Source organism: Sphingomonas echinoides (genome assembly GCF_029623395.1).
Lineage (GTDB): Bacteria > Pseudomonadota > Alphaproteobacteria > Sphingomonadales > Sphingomonadaceae > Sphingomonas > Sphingomonas echinoides_A.
This window is the reverse complement of record NZ_JAPYKK010000008.1, coordinates 1-16,364: the sequence shown is the minus strand read 5'-3', so window position 1 is coordinate 16,364 and position 16,364 is coordinate 1. Positions and strand designations below refer to the sequence as shown.

Here is a 16,364-nt window from a genome sequence, read left to right as displayed (position 1 = left end):
GATGGCCGCCGCCTAACCAATGCTTCCCAACGCCCGGACGCGGGCTCTCGCGTGGATTTCGTTCTGCGACAGCACGACGGTCGCGGGGCGGACGCGTTCGATCACCGAGCGCACGAACGGGCGGATCGTCGGGTTCGTCAGCAGACACGGAATTTCGCCATCGCCCGCCAGCCGGTCGAACGTCTCGCGCACCGCTGCGATGAAGCCTTGCAACGCGGACGGCGCCATCGCGAGCTGGCGCTCGTCGCCGTGACCGATGATGCTTTCGGCAAAGGCGGCGTCCCAGTCGGGCGACAGGGTGACGATCGGTATCGCGCCGTCCATCGCCTGTTGCGCCGAAATCTGTCGCGCGAGGCGCGCGCGGACATGCTCGGTCATCTGCGTGAGGTTGGCGGTAATCGGCGCCGCCTCGGCAATCCCTTCGAGGATCGTCGGAATGTCGCGGATCGACACGCCCTCGGACAGCAGGTTCTGCAGGATCCGCTGGACCCCCGACACCGAGATGCGGCTGGGCACGATCTCGGCGACCAGCTTGGCCGAATCCGGGTGGATTTCGCCGAGCAGCTTCTGCACCTCGGTATAGCTCAGCAGGTCGGCGATGCTGCCTTTGACCAGCTCGGTCAGGTGCGTGGTGATGATCGTGCCCGCATCGACCACGGTCAGCCCGCGAAACCCGGCTTCCTCGCGCAAGTCCCGGTCGATCCACAAGGCGGGCAGGTTGAAGACGGGTTCGCGCGTCGCGTCGCCGGGAATACCGGTCGGGCCGCCACCGGGGTTGATGACGAGCAGCCGGTCGAGCCTAATCTCACCGCGCGCCGCCTCGGTTTCCTTGATCGTGACGAGATATTCGTTGGGCTTGAGCGCGAGATTGTCGATGATCCGTACCGCGGGCAGCACGAAACCGAATTCGGTCGCCATCTGCCGCCGAAGGGCGCGGACCTGATCGTCGAGCCTCGGCTCGCGCGCCGTATCGTTGATGATCGGGAGCAGGCCGTAGCCAATCTCGATCCGCACCGCATCGATCGCGAGCGTGCGCGAGATCGGTTCCTCGGCCACTGCGGACGCTTCCGCTTCGGCGGCCGCGCTGGCGGCGGCGGCGCGCGCGGCAGTGACGGTCGCGGCGCGCGACAGCGACCAGGCGGCATAGCCCGCCAGCCCCGAGAACAACGCGAACGGCACGAACGGCAACCCCGGCAGCAACGCCAGCGCGCCCATCAGCGCGGATACCATCCCGAACGCCTTGGGATAACGCCCGAGCTGTTCGCCGAGCGCGGCACCGGTCTTGCCCGCGACCCCGCCCTTCGACACGAGCAGCCCCGCCGCCATCGACACGATCAGCGCGGGGATCTGGCTGACCAGCCCGTCGCCGATCGTCAGCAACGTATAGGTGTGGAACGCTTCCCCGAACGGTACGCCGTGGATCGCAACGCCGATGATCAGCCCGACCACCACGTTGATTGCGGTGATCAGCAACGCAGCGATCGCATCGCCCTTCACGAACTTGGACGCACCGTCCATCGCGCCATAGAAGCCGCTTTCGGCCTCGACCTCGCCGCGGCGATCTCGCGCCTGTTGCTCGGTGATCATGCCCGCCGACAGATCCGCGTCGATCGCCATCTGCTTGCCGGGCATCGCATCCAGGCTGAACCGCGCCGCGACTTCGGCGATGCGGCCCGCACCCTTGGTGATGACGACGAAGTTGATGACGACGAGGATCGCGAAGATGGTGAGCCCGATCACGGTCTCCCCGCCGATCAGGAATTCGCCAAACGCGCCGATCACCCCGCCCGCCGCCTGTGCGCCTTCGTGCCCATGCGCGAGGATTAATCGGGTAGAAGCGAGGTTGAGACCGAGGCGAAGCATCGTTGCGATCAACAGGATCGTCGGGAAAGCGGACAACTGCAGCGGCTTTTCGATGAAAAGCGCGGTCATCAGGATCATCACCGACAGCGTGATCGACAATGCGAGCCCGAGGTCGAGCATCCATGCGGGCAAGGGCAGGATGAGCATCGCAATGATTGCGACCACGCCGATCGCCAGCGCCATGTCACGGTTCGCGCCGATCCGCGCGAACATCTGGTTGAGCACGGGCATCGCCTCAGACCGCCGGTGTCACGGCGATTCCCGCCTCGACGAAGGTCTTGAGCTTGTTGCGCATCGTCCGCACCGAAATGCCGAGGATCTGCGAGGCGGAGGTGCGGTTGCCGCGACACCGTTCCAGTGTCAGCAGGATCAGGTCGCGCTCGACGTCCTCGACCGTGCGCCCGACCAGCGCGTCCATTTCGGCGGGGCCATTCCCGCGCGTCGCAGTCGCCGCGATGCGTGACCCGTCCGCCAGAACCAGCGCGTCCGGCGAGAGGTCCGGCCCAGCGCTGAGCAGCACCGCGCGGTGCATGACGTCCTGGAGTTCGGCGATGTTGCCCGGCCAGCCATAGCCGGCAAGCAGACGGCACGTCTGATCCGACAGCGTCGGAGCAGGGCGCCCTTCCGATGCCGCAAAGCTTGTGGCGAAACTCCGCGCGAGCAAGGGGATGTCCCCGCCGCGCGCGCGCAGCGGCGGCAGGATGATCGTCGCCAGCGCGAAGCGCGCGAGCAGATCCGCGCGGAACCGCCCCGCGTCGACCAGTGCCTCAAGCGCGCGGCGCGCGCTTGCGATCATGCGGGGCGCACCCGCCTCGTCGATCGCGCCGAGCAACCGCGCCTGCAACGCCGCGGGTAGGACTTCAATGTCGCGCAGGAACACCGTACCGCCACGCGCGGTCGTCATCGCACCCCGCCGCTGCGCGCGCGCCATCGGGAAGGCGGTGCCGTCATGGCCGAACAGTTCATATTCCAGAATGTCGGGGGCGACCCCGGCGCATTCGATCGTCACGAACGTCCCGCCGCCGCGCCCGGCCTGATGAATCGCCTGTGCGACGCGTTCCTTGCCGGTGCCGCGTTCGCCGGTCAGCAGGATCGGGGCATGGCTCGCGCCCATCGCGCGGGCAAAGTCGAGCGCGCGCAGGAAGGCGGGATGCGCGCCGATCAACGGCCCGGCCGGAAGGGCGGCGATCTCGCGGATCGCCGCGGCGATCAGTTCGCGGTCCGGCGGCAACGGCACATAGTCGCGCGCGCCCGCGCGGATCGCCGCGACCGCGCGCGCCGCCGACGCATCGATCCCGCACGCGATGACGGGAACCGCGAACCGCTCGGCGGCAAGATCCGCGAGGAACCCGCAGACGTCGGTCGCGACGTCGATCATCACCAGCGCAGCGCCCTGTTCGCGCAGGCATGCCAGCGCCGCCTCGACCGTGGTCGCGGTCGCGACTTCGGCGCCTGCGTCGCGCGCCATTCCCGCGGCGACGTGAAACGCACCATCGGCAGGGCCGACGAGCAGCATCCGAACGATCGAACCCGCCACCGGCTCAGCGTCCCGCCCGAACGATTTCGGTGAGCGTCACGCCCAGCGCATGATCGACCAGCACGACTTCACCGCGCGCAACCAGCCGGTCGTTGACGAACACGTCGACTGGTTCGCCTACGCGACGGTCAAGCTCGAACACCATGCCCGTGGACAGATCGAGCAAATCGCCGACGGGCATTTGCGCCCGCCCCAGTACCGCCTGCACCTTGACCGGAACCTCGTGCACCGCCTCGAGCCCGGTCGGTCTGGCGCGATGCTGTTCCGTGGGGTGGTCGTCGAATTCCTGGTAGACGGGGGCTATCCCATCGTCGCCGGCGCCACTCAGGGTCGCGAGATCGTGCGACATCGGATCGCCAGCGGGAAAGGCGTCGTCGGACATGGTCTGCTCCATCATGCGTTCATCCATTGCCGCAGCACCGCGGCGGCTTCGGGCGGGCTGGCCGCCACGCTGTCCCCGATCTTCTTGAGCACCGACGCCTTCACGCGGCCGTCGACCTGCGCGACGGTGATCTCATGGTCGAGCAACGGCTGGTCGGTTTGCGACGCCTGCAGCGCCTCGAGCCGTCGCAGCGCCTCGGGGTCGCCGCCTGCCGCCTGTTCGGCGATCGCGAGCATCTCGGCCTGCTGATCAGCCAGCGCGGCTTGCGCTGCCTCGGGGTCGGTCGCCGGCGCCGGGTCCCGGCGGGCGCGGATCATCCGCAGCGCGATCAGGCCGACGACGGCGATCATCAGCAGCTTGACCAGCCCGACGACCTGGTCCGACGTCAGCACCGACCACCATGCGCTCTTGCTGTCCGCCAGCGCATCGTCCGTGGCAAACGCCATGCTTTCGATGACGACGCTGTCGCCGCGTTGCGCGTCCAGCCCAACCGTGTTCTCGACCAGCCGGGTCAGCCGCTGGATCTGCGGCGCGGGGAGCCCCTTGGTCCCACCGTCGACCATCACCGCGACCGTCAGCCGATTGATCTTGCCCGGCGCCCGAACGACCACGCTGTGCGTCGCGCTGTTCGAATAGGTCGTGTCCTCGGAGGTTTCCTTCTTCGCGGTCTGGCGCGTGTCGCTGCCGCCGGTCGCGGGGGGCTGCCCCTGCGCTTCGGGCAATTGCGTCGCGACGCTGGCCGCGCCGGTGCCCTGGAGTTCACGGTTCTGGTCGTCGCTGTCGACGGTCACCTGATGCGCGATGACTTGCTTGTCGGGATCGAACACGGTCGAATCCTCGCGCGTCTGGTCGCGGTCGATCTGCGCGGAGACTTCGGCGCGGACCTTGCCCTGGCCGACGATCGGCTCGAGCAAGGTGATGACCTGATCGCGCAGTTTTGCCTCGACCTGCGTCTGACGCGTGTCGGCATCCGCGCCGCCGCCCGCGTTTGCTTCCCCCGCCCGCGCTAGCAGCGCGCCGGTCTGGTCGACGATCGACACCGCTTCGGGGGAGAGCTCGGGCACCGCGGACGCAACGAGGTACCGGATCGACTGGATCGTCTCGCCGGGCAAGCGACCGCGCGTCTTGACCGAGACCGACGCGGACGCGTGCCGCGCTTCGGCGGCGAACATCTGGCGCTCGGGCATGACGAGATGGACGCGGGCGTGCGTGACGGCATCGATACTCTGGATCGACCGGGCGAGTTCGCCTTCGATCGCGCGAGTCTCGTCCATCTTCGCGCGCGATGCGGACACACCGAACGGCTGCTGGGCGTCGAGCACGTCATAGCCGATCTTGCCGCCCAGCCGATCCCCGGCGAGCGTCATGCGCAGTGCCGCGACCTTGTCCTGCGGCGCCATCACTGCGCTGCCATCGGCGGACAATTGGAACGGGATGTTCTGCGCGCGCAGCTTCTCGCCGATCGCGGCGGCGGCGGAGGGGTCGAGGTCGGTGTAGAGGAACGCCATCGTGCGATCCTCGCCGCGCAACGCGACCGCGCCCAGCACCGCGAGCAGCGCCGCGGCGACCACGCCCATGATGATCAGGCGTTTCGGCCCCAATTGGGCCATCAGAGTGCGAACCTGCTCCAACCCAGACCCCGTCGCTGTGCGAGGCAGCGGCCCCGCTTTGGCAATTTATAGGGAGGATGCGGATCGGCAGGTCTTGCCGGGGGGAAATTTTTGCCGGGTCGTGACGGCTTTCGCCGCGCGCCGGTCAGCGCTCGAGCAGCGCGGCGGTCTGGCTGGCGAGCGCGGGGCGGCCGAAATGATAGCCCTGGCCGAGTTCACACCCCAGTCCGATCAGCAATTCGGCTTGCGCCGGGGTCTCGATCCCTTCCGCGACGATCGTCATGCCGATCGTCCGGGCAAGCGCGACGATCGCGCGGACGATCCCGTCGCCCTTGCCGTTCCCGTCCATCGCCATCACGAAACTGCGGTCGATCTTGAGCACGTCGAACGGCAGTCGGTGCAACGACGACAGCGACGAGAAGCCTGTGCCGAAATCATCGAGACTGGTCTGCACGCCCCATTTGCGGATTTCCTGGATGACCGCGCAGGTATGATCGATGTCGACGATCGCAGTGCTTTCGGTCAGTTCCAGCCGGATCCGGGTCGGCTCGACGCCCGTTTCGAGCACGATCTGGCGGACTCGCGCGGCAAAGCCCGGTTGCGCGAATTGACGCGCGGCGATGTTGATGCTGATGAACGGGGCTTGCCCGCCGGGCGCCGGCCAGCTTGCGGCGGTGCGGCACGCCTCGCGCAGCACCCAATCCCCCAGGTACAGGATCAGCCCGCTGCTTTCGGCGACGGCGATGAACTCGGCCGGCAACAGCCGCCCCCGCACCGGATGGTTCCAGCGGACCAGCGCTTCGAATCCGCAGACCGACTTCGCCGAATCGAGCGTGACGATCGGCTGATAGTCGAGCTCGAATTCGCAGCGCTCGATCCCCTCGCGCAATTCGTTCGTCAGCCGCGCGCGGTCGCGCAGCGTGTCGCCCAGGGCGTCGGTGAACCCGACCGTCCGTCCGCGCCCGCCCGCCTTCGCCTCGTACATCGCGAGGTCCGCGTCGCGCAGCAGCTGGTCGACGCTCGCGTGGACCGCGCTGCCGATCGCATAGCCGATCGAGGCGCCGACCTGTGCGGGCTCGCTCACCGAACCGAGATTCTCATCGAGCGCGCGGTGAAGCGCGGTGGCAATCGCGTCGATCGCGCCGTGCTGTGCAAGATCCTCACCCGCAAGATCCTCGACCAGGACGGTGAACTCGTCGCCCCCCATCCGCGCGGGGGAGAAGCGTATGCCGTCGAGGTCCGTACCCGGCCGTTGCTCCAGCAGCGTCAGCGCATCGGACAAGGCGCGGCCGACTCGGATCAGCACCCGGTCGCCGGCATGGTGGCCGAGCGTGTCGTTGACTTGCTTGAACCCGTCGAGATCCAGTACCAGCACCGCGAGCGCATGGCGGCGCGCGGGGGTGAGGCGCTCGAAGCTTTCCTGCAACCGGTCGTTGAACAGCGCGCGGTTGGGCAGGCCGGTCAGCGGGTCGTGCAGCGCATCATGGATCAGCGCGCGCTGCGCGCGGTCCCGTTCGAACACACGGCCAAGCTGGATGCTCGCCTGTTCGAGGATCTCGACGATCTCGGGATCTTCGGGGACCGCCTGGCGCATGTAGAATTCGAGCACCGCGACCACTTCGTCCCCGGCCAGCACCGGAAACGCGCAACCCGTACCAAGATCGCAGCGAATCGCTTCCGGCGCGCGGACGAACATCGCCGAATGACCGGGGTTGGCGATCCATTCCGACCGCCCGGTCGCAAACACGCGGCCCGGAAGGCCTTCGCCGATCGGGAACCGCATCCGACGCGATGCCTCGACGAACGCCATCACGCCGCTTGCGTCGTTGGCGCGCCAGATGTTGCATCCCTCAACGTAGGTGCGGTCCGCCGACACCATCAGGACATTGCCGATCGTCCAGTTCATCCGCTCGCAGATCGCCTCGAGCGCGGTCCCCAGCGCTTCGGCGATGGTCCGCGCGCGATTGGCGACACCCGTGATGTGCTGGAGCAATTGCAGTCGCTGCTTGCTTTCGTACAGCGTGCGCAGGCCGTGCTCGGCGATCCGCTCGGCTTCGAGCCGCGCGGTGCGTTCGCGGATCGTCGCGCGCTCGGCGCGAGCAAGCCGCGCCTCGAGTGAAGGCGGTTCCGCCACCCCGGCGTGGATCATTCGACCCACCGGACTCGGATCCGGCATAACGGGCTGCCGTCCAGCATGCACGCGAGGTGCGTAATCGTCACCTGCTCGCCATAATGGGCGGCTGCACCGAGGATGAACCCCTCCGCCAGCGCGCACAGCCGCCGCGGGGACTGATACCCGATGATCATGGCGCCTTCGGCATCGGTGCTGAACTGGAAATGCGGGCAACCTGCGCCCGAATAGAGCTTGCGGACTTCGGGGTGGATGATTTCGTTGACGCTGAGGATGAAGCTCCGCGCGCCGGAATGGCCCGTGAAGAACACGCCGTAGCGTTCGGCAAGCAGCGGCATGGCCGCCGCGCCGAACCAGCGGAGCACGTCGCTCGGGGTCTTGCCGGTGGCCGCCGCCGCCGTATCGACGAGCGCCAGCAGCGTTTCGTCGGGATAGCTGCCAAGCGACGTGAACGCTCCGTCGACTCCCGTCGCATCGATCAGGTCGGTCCAGGTGTCGGGACCGTGTTCGAGCACCACGGCCTCTTCCAGGAGATTGAAGATGACACCTTTCATGGACGCACAAACCCTTATGAGCGAAGCGAATTATGATCCAATAAGGTTTCGAATTCGTTGCGGATAGCGGCCTCGCGCGCGGCACGATCCAGGCACGACCCGCCTTCATCCCAATCGATCCGGGCATCGCCGATGGCAAGCGTTTCGTCGGCCTCGACATGCAGCCGCAACCGGCGGCGGTCGTTGCCCTGCCGCACCGCGATCCGCGCTTCGATTTCGGGCAGCAGGTCGGGATGGACCCGGACGACGAGTTCGGTCCCCCGTGCGACTTGCACCAGCGCGCGCCCGATCGCCGCGTCGATCGGCGCGGCGGGGTCGAGCGCAAGCGTATGCGCGGCCAGATGCGTTGCGGCGGCGCGGGCGAGGTCGGCCGCGTCGTCGATCAGCTGGGCGCGGGTTTCCTCGACCGTCTCGGTAAGCGACTCGACCCCGACGTGGAGCGCATCGATCGCCGCCAGCAGCGCAGTCTCGCGGTCAGCGCGCGCATGGACCAGCCCCGCCTCGAACCCGTCGGCGCGTGCGCGCGTCAGTTCCGCGTGGTGGTCCGCATCGCGCCGCGCGATGTCGGCCTGGAGCAGTTCGAGCTCGATCGCGAGCGACACGGCATCGCGGTCGGGCGCGCGGCCCGGCGGCGCCGACGGCGCGGCGGTGAAGATCCGATCGAACGCGAACGGGCGCGCCTGGAACGACAGGTCCATCGTCTTACCTCTGCATCACAGGATCATCGTGTCGTCGCTCTTGGGGTCGACCAGCACGATCTCTCCCCGTTCGGCGAGCGACTTCGCCAGGCGGACGAGCGTGTTCTGGGCTTCCTCGCAATCGCGCGCGCGGATCGGGCCCATGCTGCCCATGTCCTCGCGCAGCAGCTTGGCCGACCGTTCGGTCATGGTGGAGAAGAACAGCTGCCGAATGACCTCGGGCGCCCCCTTCAGCGCCAGCGCCATCTGCCGCTTGTCGGCCTGGCGGACGATCACCCCGATCGCGGCAGGGAGCAGATTGGCGAGATCCTCGAAGGTGAACATCAGCGCGCGGATCCGCTCCGCCGATTCGGGCGCCTTGGCGTCGAGCGCCTCGAGCATCGCTTCCTCGGTCGAGCGATCCATTGCGTTGAACAGCTCGGCCATCGCCTCATGCGGGTCGCGTCGTTGCGAGCGCGCGAAATTGGCCATGAATTCGTTCTTGAGCGTCGCCTCGACTTGCGCGAGCACTTCCTTCTGCACCGTGTCCATCCGCAGCATCCGCTGGACGACGTCGACCGCAAGATCGCGCGGCAGCGCGGCGAGCACGCGTGCGGCATGGTCCGACTTGAGCTTGGACAGGATCACCGCGATCGTCTGCGGATATTCGTTCTTGAGATACCCCGCGAGCACGCCTTCGCTGACGTTCGACAATTTGTCCCACATCGTCCGGCCCGAAGGCCCGCGAATGTCTTCCATGATGTCGCGGACCTTTTCCGGCGGCATCATTCCCGCCAGCAACCGCTCGGTCGTTTCGAACGAACCGTGACAGGACGCGAGCGTCGAGATTTCGGTGGTGAATTGCAGCAGCAGATGCTCGACCACCGCCGCGGGAACGCGCCCGAGCTGGGACATCGCCGCGGAAAGCTCCTTCATTTCCTCAACCGACAGCTGTTCCCAGATCGGTGCGCCATAATCCTGCCCAAGCGCGAGCATCAGCGCGGCGGCACGCTCGCGCTGGGTGAAACGCTTCAGTTCGACGGGTTCGGCGACGGGGGCCATCAGCATGGCAGGACTGCTCCAGCGACATCGTTACCGCGGCCAAACGCTGCGCGGCGCGTCTATTATAGAGGCGCGCCACGGGTATTCGGGCTCGGCATCGCGCAATACGGTCAACGGAGGGACGCAACGACGATGACAGACCTGATGGCGGGCGCCGCGCAACAGATGCACTTTCTCGCGGCACGTCAGCGTGTTGTGGCGCAGAACATCGCCAACAGCGAAACGCCGGGCTTCAAGGCGCAGGACGTGACCGCGCCCGACTTTTCGGATCTGGTCGGTGCGGGGGGGAGCAGTACGCGGGTTGCCGCGCCGCGCGTGGCGGCGACGGCGGCGATGGTTGCGCTCGGCGCGCGCACCGGGGTCGGGGGCGGCGTCGTCGCGGATCCGGACACGTTCGAGACCAAGGCCGACGGCAACAATGTCACGCTGGAGGACCAGTTGCTCAAGATGGGCCAGATCCAGGCCGATTTCGCCGCGGTCACCAACATCTACCGCAAGCAGCAGGCGTTGCTCCAGACGGCGCTGGGCAAGCACGGCGGGTGAAGACTTGAGGTTGTTCTCCCGCGAAGGCGGGAGTCCAGGGTAACGGGCGAAGCGTTCGTAATTCTGGGCTCCTGCCTTCGCAGGAGCACGGCAAGTGCCCCTACAAACTCGCGTTGATCGCAATCGGGGCAGCCTGTTCGGTGCTCCACAATACACCCCCCGCGCCATAAGCGGTGGCGGTCGCGCCGGTCTTGCGTTGTGCTTCCTGTGCGATCACCGCGAGCAGTTCGTCCGACAGCGAAATCTGCCGCGCGAGCACCGCGGCATTCGCGCGCGCCGCGTCCATCAACGTTTCGGAGGCCGTCGCCAAGGCGACGCGGTCTTCGGGCTCGAGCCGGTCCTGCCAGCCCGGCGTCTCGCGCTCGGATTGCGCCAGCCGCGTCTCCAATTGCGCAACGACGCGCGCCTTGGCGGTCGCCAGTTCGCCGATCCGACGATAGCCGCCGGGCTGGCCGAGCAGCGCGCTTTCCTCCTCGATCAGGGACAGCAGCGACTGGACGAGGTCGAGCAGGTCATTGCGCATCGGAGGTTCCTTGCTTGAGCCGGAGGATCTGATCGAGCACCGCGGGCGCGAGGCCCAGTCCGCCGCGTGCCGCCATCGCGGTGCCGAGCTTTTCCGCGAGCACGCCGCGGAAGACTTCCTCGCCGTGGCCGCCGGAAAAGGTGCCGGTGTCGACGCTTTCCATCATCAACTGCGTCATCTGGCCGAGGAACACCGCCTCGAACGACTGCGCGGTGGCGCGGTCCTTCGGGGTGATCGTCAGCAGGGGCGTAGCGCGGGCGGGCGTGATCGGGTCCATCATTGCACCTGGATATCGGCCTGAAGCGCGCCTGCGCTCTTCACCGCCTGGAGGATCGTGATCAGGTCGCGCGGGCTGACCCCGAGCGTGTTGAGCCCGCTGACCAATGCGGCGAGCGTCGGCTCGCCGCCGACCAGCCCGAGCGAGGCGTTGTTGCCGTCGTTGACCGTGATCGCGGTGCGCGGGACGGTCGTCGTCTGGCCGTTGGACAGCGGCGCGGGTTGCGACACCACCGGGCTCTCGGTGACGCTGATCGTCAGTCCGCCTTGCGCGATCGCGACCGGGCTGATCCGCACGTCCGCGCCCATCACCACCGTGCCCGAGGCCTCGTTGATGACGACGCGGGCGGGCTGGTCGACCTTGACCGGTAGATTCTCGATTGCGCCGACCAGATCGACCATCGATCCGCCGAAACCGCTCCCCGAATGGAGCTCGACCGTGGCGGGGTCGAGCACCGTGGCGGTCCCCGCGAACCGGCCGTTGACCGCCGCCGCGATCGTGTTGGCGGTGGTGAAATCGGGGTTCTTGAGTGCGAGCTTGAGCGTCGTCGCGGAGCGCAGCGCATAGGGCACTTCGCGCTCGATGATCGCGCCGTCGGCGATCCGCGCGGAGGTGGCGACGCCGCGGCTGACGCTCGCGCCGGCCCCCTGCGCCTTGAAGCCGGAGACCGCGAGCGGGCCTTGCGCGACCGCGTAGATCTCGCCGTCGAGTGCGCGCAGCGAGGAGACGATCAGCGTGCCCCCCTGCAGGCTGGTCGCGTCGCCGATCGCCGAGACGGTAACGTCGATCCGCGAGCCAGCGCGCGCGAACGGCGGCATCGTCGCGGTGATCGAGACCGCGGCGACGTTCTGCGTCTTGAGCGGCGAGCCGCGGACGTTGACCCCCATCCGCTCGAGCATCGCCTGGAGCGATTCCTCGGTGAACGGCGCGTTGCGGGTGCGGTCGCCGGTGCCGGCGAGCCCGACGACGATGCCGTAGCCGACGAGCTGGTTCGACCGGACGTTCTCGACGTCGACCACGTCCTTGATTCGCCCGCTCGCCATCGCCGGGCTCGCCAGCAGGAGCGCGAGCGCGCCGCCAAGCGGCAGCACCAGCGCGGTGCGGAGTATCGCGGCCATGCGCATATTTCCCTTCCCCCCGGCCACCGAAGGCCGTTCGCCTCTCTTATAGAAAGGGAAGGCGAGGTCGGTTCGCCGCGGAGGCTAGGTTTTGCGGGTCGAAGGCGTATCCCTGCCGGTACAGGCGTTGCTCGCGGCGCTGCCGCGCGCGACCGGGGCGTTCCGTGCGAGCGACGTCGCCGCGCCCGCGACCGAGCTGCCCCCGACGCCGCGTCCGTTGCAGGCGGCGACGTCGGTCCAGATGCTCGTCGCGCTCGCCGCGACCGAACCCCCGCGCGAGCGACGTCGCCGGATGGTGGCGGCGGTCGATCGCGGGCTGGGCTTGCTTGAGCGACTGCACGCGGTGTCCGCGACCGGGCCGGTGGCCCCTGCGATGCTCGCCGAGCTCAGCGACTGGGTGGAGCAGTTCGTGCCGCCCGACGATCCACAAGCCGCTGAAATCGCGCACGATGTCGAACTGCGCGTCCGCGTCGAACTCGCGCGGCACGAGCGGCTGGCGTGATCGCATTGACGATCCACGATACGAAACATATACGAACCATATGGTAATAGGTACGGAAGCGCACCGATGGGTATCGTGAAGATCGACGACGTGCTGCACGAGGAAGCGCGCCGCGCCAGCACGGTGATGTGCCGCTCGATCAACGCACAGGCCGAATTCTGGATGAAGGTCGGCATGCTCGCCGAGGCGCATCCGACGCTGTCGTTCAACGACATCGTCGCCGCGCAGCTCGCGTCCGCCAAGGTGCATCTTCCCGCCGACGCGTCCGCCTGAGATGGTCAAGACCACCGACGAGCTCGCTTTGATGCGCCAGTCGGGCACATTGCTCGCGGCGGTGTTCGAGATGCTCGACACGCAGGAGCTCGCGGGCCGGTCGACGTTGCAGATCAACGATCTGGTCGAGCGGTTCATCACCGTGGACCTCGCCGCGCGCCCCGCCAGCAAAGGGCAATACGGCTTCAAGTATGTGCTCAACTGTTCGATCAATCAGGTCGTCTGCCACGGCGTGCCGAGCGAAGACGACATCATCGCGGACGGCGACATCATCAATCTCGACATCACGCTCGAGAAGAACGGGTTCATCGCGGATTCGAGCAAGACCTACATCGTCGGCACCGCATCCCCCGCCGCCCGGCGGCTGGTGCGCGTGACGCAGGAAGCGATGTGGAAGGGGATCGGCGCGGTCCGCCCCGGCGCGCGGCTCGGCGACATCGGCTTTGCGATCGAACGGCATGCCAAGAAGAACGGCTATGCGGTGGTGCGCGATTATGCGGGCCACGGGATCGGCCGCGAGATGCATGAGGCGCCGACCGTCCTCCACTTCGGGCGCGCGGGCACCGGCATGGTGTTGCGCGAGGGGATGACCTTCACGATCGAGCCGATGCTCAACCAGGGCACGCGCAAGGTCTCGACCGAGGAAGACGGCTGGACAGTGGTGACCGACGACGGCAAATTGTCCGCGCAGTTCGAACATACCGTCGCGGTGACCGCCACCGGGGTCGAGGTTCTCACGCTGCGGCGCGACGAGACCGCGGGCGGGCCCAAACGCTTCCCATAACGTGCGGCAAGCGCTAACGGGCTCGGCATGAACGCACCGCTTCCCAAGGCCTGGGTCATGGCCATCGCTCCTTATGTTCCGGGTCGCTCGACCACGGATGGCGATGCCCCCGTGATCAAGCTGTCGTCGAACGAGAATCCGCTCGGCACCAGCGCGCAGGCGGTCTCCGCTTTCTCGCGCCATGCGGGTGACCTCGCACGCTACCCCGATGCGGGCGCGATCGCGCTGCGCGAGGCGATCGCCGCGCATCACGATCTCGACCCTGCACGCGTCATCTACGGCACCGGGTCGGACGAAGTGCTCCACCTGATCGCGGGCGCCTATGCCGGGCCCGGCGACGAGGTGATCCAGGTCCGCTACGGTTTCGCGGTCTATGAAATCGCCACCCGCCGCGTCGGCGCGACGCTGGTGACCGCACCGGACACCGACTATGCGACCGACGTCGACGCGATCCTCGCCTGCGTCACCAATCGCACCCGGATCGTGTTCGTCGCCAACCCCAACAACCCGACCGGCACCTTCGCGCGCAAGGACGAGATCGCGCGGCTTCATGCGGCGCTGCCGGCGCACGTGATGCTCGTGCTCGATCAGGCCTATGCCGAATATCTCGCGCCCGAGGATGACGACGGCGGGCTCGAACTCGCGCGCACCCAGCCCAACGTGATCGTCACGCGGACTTTCTCCAAGATCCACGGGCTTGCCGCGGAGCGGATCGGCTGGGGCTATGGCTCGGAAGAGGCGGTCTCGGCGATGCACCGCATTCGCGCGCCGTTCTGCTGCACCACCGCCGGACAAGAGGCGGCGGTTGCGGCACTCGGCGCGGCGGATTTCATCACCCAGTCGCGCGAGCATAATCGCGTATGGCGCGCCTGGTTCGCCACCGAAATGGCCAGTCTCGGCAATGCGGGCCTGCGTCCCGTGCCGAGCGAGGCGAACTTCGTGCTCGTCCTGTTCGAAGGCGCGGTTACCGCGGAGACCGCGTATAAGGCGCTGCTCGAGCGCGGCTATATCGTCCGCTGGTTGCCGGGGCAGGGGCTGGCGAACGGATTGCGGATGACGATCGGCACCGAAGCCGAAACACGCGGCCTGGCGGAGGCGCTGCGCGAAATCGTCAACGGGTAAGCGCAAGGCCGGTCGGCGGTGGAAAGGCTCAGACGACGACCTTGCTCGCGATCCGCCCCTCCGCGCCGAATACGCGGAGGTAGCGGTCGATTTCCGCCGGATCCCCCGTCGCCTTGGCGGGGTTGTCCGACAGCTTGACCGCCGGACGACCGTTGGCCTCCGTCACCTTGCACACCAGCGAGATCGGTTCGAGCGTCGCACCCCCGCGCGAGTCGCAGCCACGGAAGTCGTTGGTGAGGTTGGTCCCCCAGCCGAAGCTCATCCGCACCCGCCCGTGGAAATGGCGATAGACCTGCTCGATCGAGTCGACGTCCATCCCGTCCGAGAAGATCAGCAGCTTCTCGCGCGGGTCGACACCGTGCTGTTGCCACCAGGCGATGATCTGCTCGCCCGCCGGAATCGGTGGCGCGCTGTCGGGGCGGAAGCCGCTCCATTCCGATAGCCAGTGCGGCGCGTTCGCCAGGAAGGCGGTGGTGCCGAACGCATCGGGCAGCGCGATCAGCAGATTACCTGCATAATGCCGGCGCCAGTCCTCGAGCACCTGATAGGGCGCAGCAGCAAGCTCGGCATCGTCCCGCGCGAGCGCCGCGGCGACCATCGGCAGTTCATGCGCGTTCGTGCCGATCGCCTCGAGATCGGTGTCCATCGCGAGCAGCACGTTCGACGTGCCGATGAACCGGTCGCCGAGCCCTTCCTTGAGCGCTTCGACGCACCAGCGTTGCCACAGGAATCCGTGCCGCCGTCGCGTCCCGAAATCCGACAGGACCAGGCCGGGCAATTGCTTGAGTCTTTCAACCTTGTCCCACAGTCGCGCCTTGGCGCGCGAATAGGTGATGTCGAGTTCGAACCGCCCGTGTCCGCGTAGTGCCGCGCGTGAGCGCAGTTCGTTGAGGATTGCGAGCGCGGGGACTTCCCACATGGTGGTGTGCGTCCACGGACCGTCGAAATGCAGCTCATATTGCCCGTCGACCACGCGCAGATCGTACGCCGGAAGCTGGAAATCGGCGAGCCAGCCGATGAAATCCGACGCGAACATCCGTTCCTTGCCGTAGAAGCTGTTGCCCGCGAGCCAGATCAGCTCCTTCTTCCCGAACCGCACCGCACACGCGTGATCGAGCTGTGCGCGGAGTTCGGCCTCGTCTATCACTTCGGCGAGCCGGACCGACTTCGTGCGGTTGATGACCGAAAAAGTTGCGCTCACCTCGGGGTGGAGGTGGCGGATCATCTGGAGCATCAGCAGTTTGTAGAAATCGGTATCGAGCAGGCTGCGCACGATCGGATCGAGCCGCCAGCCGTGGTTGTAGGTACGCGTCGCGATATCGGTGAGGATCATGCGCGCGCTTGTTCCGGCATTGCGGGGGAATGTCTACCGTGGGCAAGCGATGGACAAAAGCCCCTCCCCTTTA

The 16,364-nt window shown here is 67.4% G+C and carries 17 protein-coding genes; 5 read left to right on the top strand and 12 right to left on the bottom strand.

The window, feature by feature from the left end:
- Positions 1-12: 12 nt before the first annotated feature.
- From flhA to QBJ92_RS06710, 8 genes are all read right to left on the bottom strand, one after another.
- Entirely contained in the window at positions 13-2,094 is a 2,082-nt protein-coding gene (gene flhA / locus QBJ92_RS06745; RefSeq protein WP_277968925.1) for a flagellar biosynthesis protein FlhA, read from the bottom strand.
- Between the two features lie 4 nt (positions 2,095-2,098).
- A complete protein-coding gene (locus tag QBJ92_RS06740; RefSeq protein ID WP_277968924.1) occupies positions 2,099-3,400 on the bottom strand; it encodes a sigma-54-dependent transcriptional regulator in 1,302 nt (433 codons plus the stop codon).
- Positions 3,401-3,404: 4 nt separating this feature from the next.
- A complete protein-coding gene (gene fliN, locus QBJ92_RS06735) occupies positions 3,405-3,794 on the bottom strand; it encodes a flagellar motor switch protein FliN (RefSeq protein WP_277969034.1) in 390 nt (129 codons plus the stop codon).
- A complete protein-coding gene (fliF, locus tag QBJ92_RS06730) occupies positions 3,794-5,392 on the bottom strand; it encodes a flagellar basal-body MS-ring/collar protein FliF (protein ID WP_277968923.1) in 1,599 nt (532 codons plus the stop codon). The genes fliN and fliF overlap by 1 nt, the downstream gene beginning before the upstream one ends.
- 145 nt (positions 5,393-5,537) lie before the next feature.
- Complete coding sequence (locus QBJ92_RS06725) at positions 5,538-7,541, bottom strand: putative bifunctional diguanylate cyclase/phosphodiesterase (RefSeq protein ID WP_277969033.1); 2,004 nt, start codon at positions 7,539-7,541, stop codon at positions 5,538-5,540.
- Complete coding sequence (locus tag QBJ92_RS06720; protein ID WP_277968922.1) at positions 7,538-8,077, bottom strand: heme NO-binding domain-containing protein; 540 nt, start codon at positions 8,075-8,077, stop codon at positions 7,538-7,540. The genes QBJ92_RS06725 and QBJ92_RS06720 overlap by 4 nt, the downstream gene beginning before the upstream one ends.
- A 14-nt stretch (positions 8,078-8,091) precedes the next feature.
- Positions 8,092-8,775, bottom strand: coding sequence for a FliH/SctL family protein (locus QBJ92_RS06715; RefSeq protein ID WP_277968921.1), 684 nt, complete (start codon positions 8,773-8,775; stop codon positions 8,092-8,094).
- A 15-nt stretch (positions 8,776-8,790) separates the two neighbouring features.
- On the bottom strand, positions 8,791-9,822 hold the full coding sequence (locus QBJ92_RS06710) for a flagellar motor switch protein FliG (RefSeq protein WP_277968920.1): 1,032 nt from the start codon (positions 9,820-9,822) through the stop codon (positions 8,791-8,793).
- Positions 9,823-9,948: 126 nt separating this feature from the next.
- Here QBJ92_RS06710 and QBJ92_RS06705 point away from each other — a divergent pair, with 126 nt between their 5' ends.
- Positions 9,949-10,359: a flagellar basal body protein gene (locus tag QBJ92_RS06705; RefSeq protein ID WP_277968919.1), complete on the top strand. Its 411-nt coding sequence runs from the start codon at positions 9,949-9,951 to the stop codon at positions 10,357-10,359.
- Between the two features lie 100 nt (positions 10,360-10,459).
- On the opposite strand, the gene QBJ92_RS06700 is transcribed toward QBJ92_RS06705, so the two are convergent.
- The 3 genes from QBJ92_RS06700 to QBJ92_RS06690 are packed head-to-tail and all read right to left on the bottom strand — an operon-like array spanning position 10,460 to position 12,277.
- Positions 10,460-10,882 carry a hypothetical protein gene (locus tag QBJ92_RS06700; protein ID WP_277968918.1) on the bottom strand — a complete coding sequence of 141 codons (423 nt, stop codon included), beginning with the start codon at positions 10,880-10,882 and terminating at the stop codon, positions 10,460-10,462.
- Complete coding sequence (locus tag QBJ92_RS06695; protein ID WP_277968917.1) at positions 10,872-11,162, bottom strand: rod-binding protein; 291 nt, start codon at positions 11,160-11,162, stop codon at positions 10,872-10,874. Before QBJ92_RS06695 ends, QBJ92_RS06700 begins: the two co-directional genes overlap by 11 nt.
- Complete coding sequence (locus QBJ92_RS06690) at positions 11,159-12,277, bottom strand: flagellar basal body P-ring protein FlgI (RefSeq protein WP_277968916.1); 1,119 nt, start codon at positions 12,275-12,277, stop codon at positions 11,159-11,161. The genes QBJ92_RS06695 and QBJ92_RS06690 overlap by 4 nt, the downstream gene beginning before the upstream one ends.
- Before the next feature lie 91 nt (positions 12,278-12,368).
- On the opposite strand from QBJ92_RS06690, the gene QBJ92_RS06685 reads away from it, so the two are divergent.
- From QBJ92_RS06685 to hisC, 4 genes are all read left to right on the top strand, one after another.
- Entirely contained in the window at positions 12,369-12,779 is a 411-nt protein-coding gene (locus QBJ92_RS06685; protein WP_277968915.1) for a flagellar assembly protein FliX, read from the top strand.
- Positions 12,780-12,845: 66 nt separating this feature from the next.
- Positions 12,846-13,052, top strand: coding sequence for a ParD-like family protein (locus QBJ92_RS06680; RefSeq protein WP_277968914.1), 207 nt, complete (start codon positions 12,846-12,848; stop codon positions 13,050-13,052).
- Position 13,053: 1 nt separating this feature from the next.
- Positions 13,054-13,836 (top strand): type I methionyl aminopeptidase, encoded by a 783-nt coding sequence (map, locus tag QBJ92_RS06675; protein ID WP_277968913.1) that lies wholly within the window; start codon positions 13,054-13,056, stop codon positions 13,834-13,836.
- 27 nt (positions 13,837-13,863) lie between these two features.
- Positions 13,864-14,958, top strand: a complete 1,095-nt coding sequence (gene hisC / locus QBJ92_RS06670; RefSeq protein ID WP_277968912.1) for a histidinol-phosphate transaminase — start codon at positions 13,864-13,866, stop codon at positions 14,956-14,958.
- Positions 14,959-14,986: 28 nt separating this feature from the next.
- Here hisC and pncB read toward each other — a convergent pair whose 3' ends face one another.
- Positions 14,987-16,291, bottom strand: coding sequence for a nicotinate phosphoribosyltransferase (pncB, locus tag QBJ92_RS06665; RefSeq protein WP_277968911.1), 1,305 nt, complete (start codon positions 16,289-16,291; stop codon positions 14,987-14,989).
- Between the last annotated feature and the right edge of the window lie 73 nt (positions 16,292-16,364).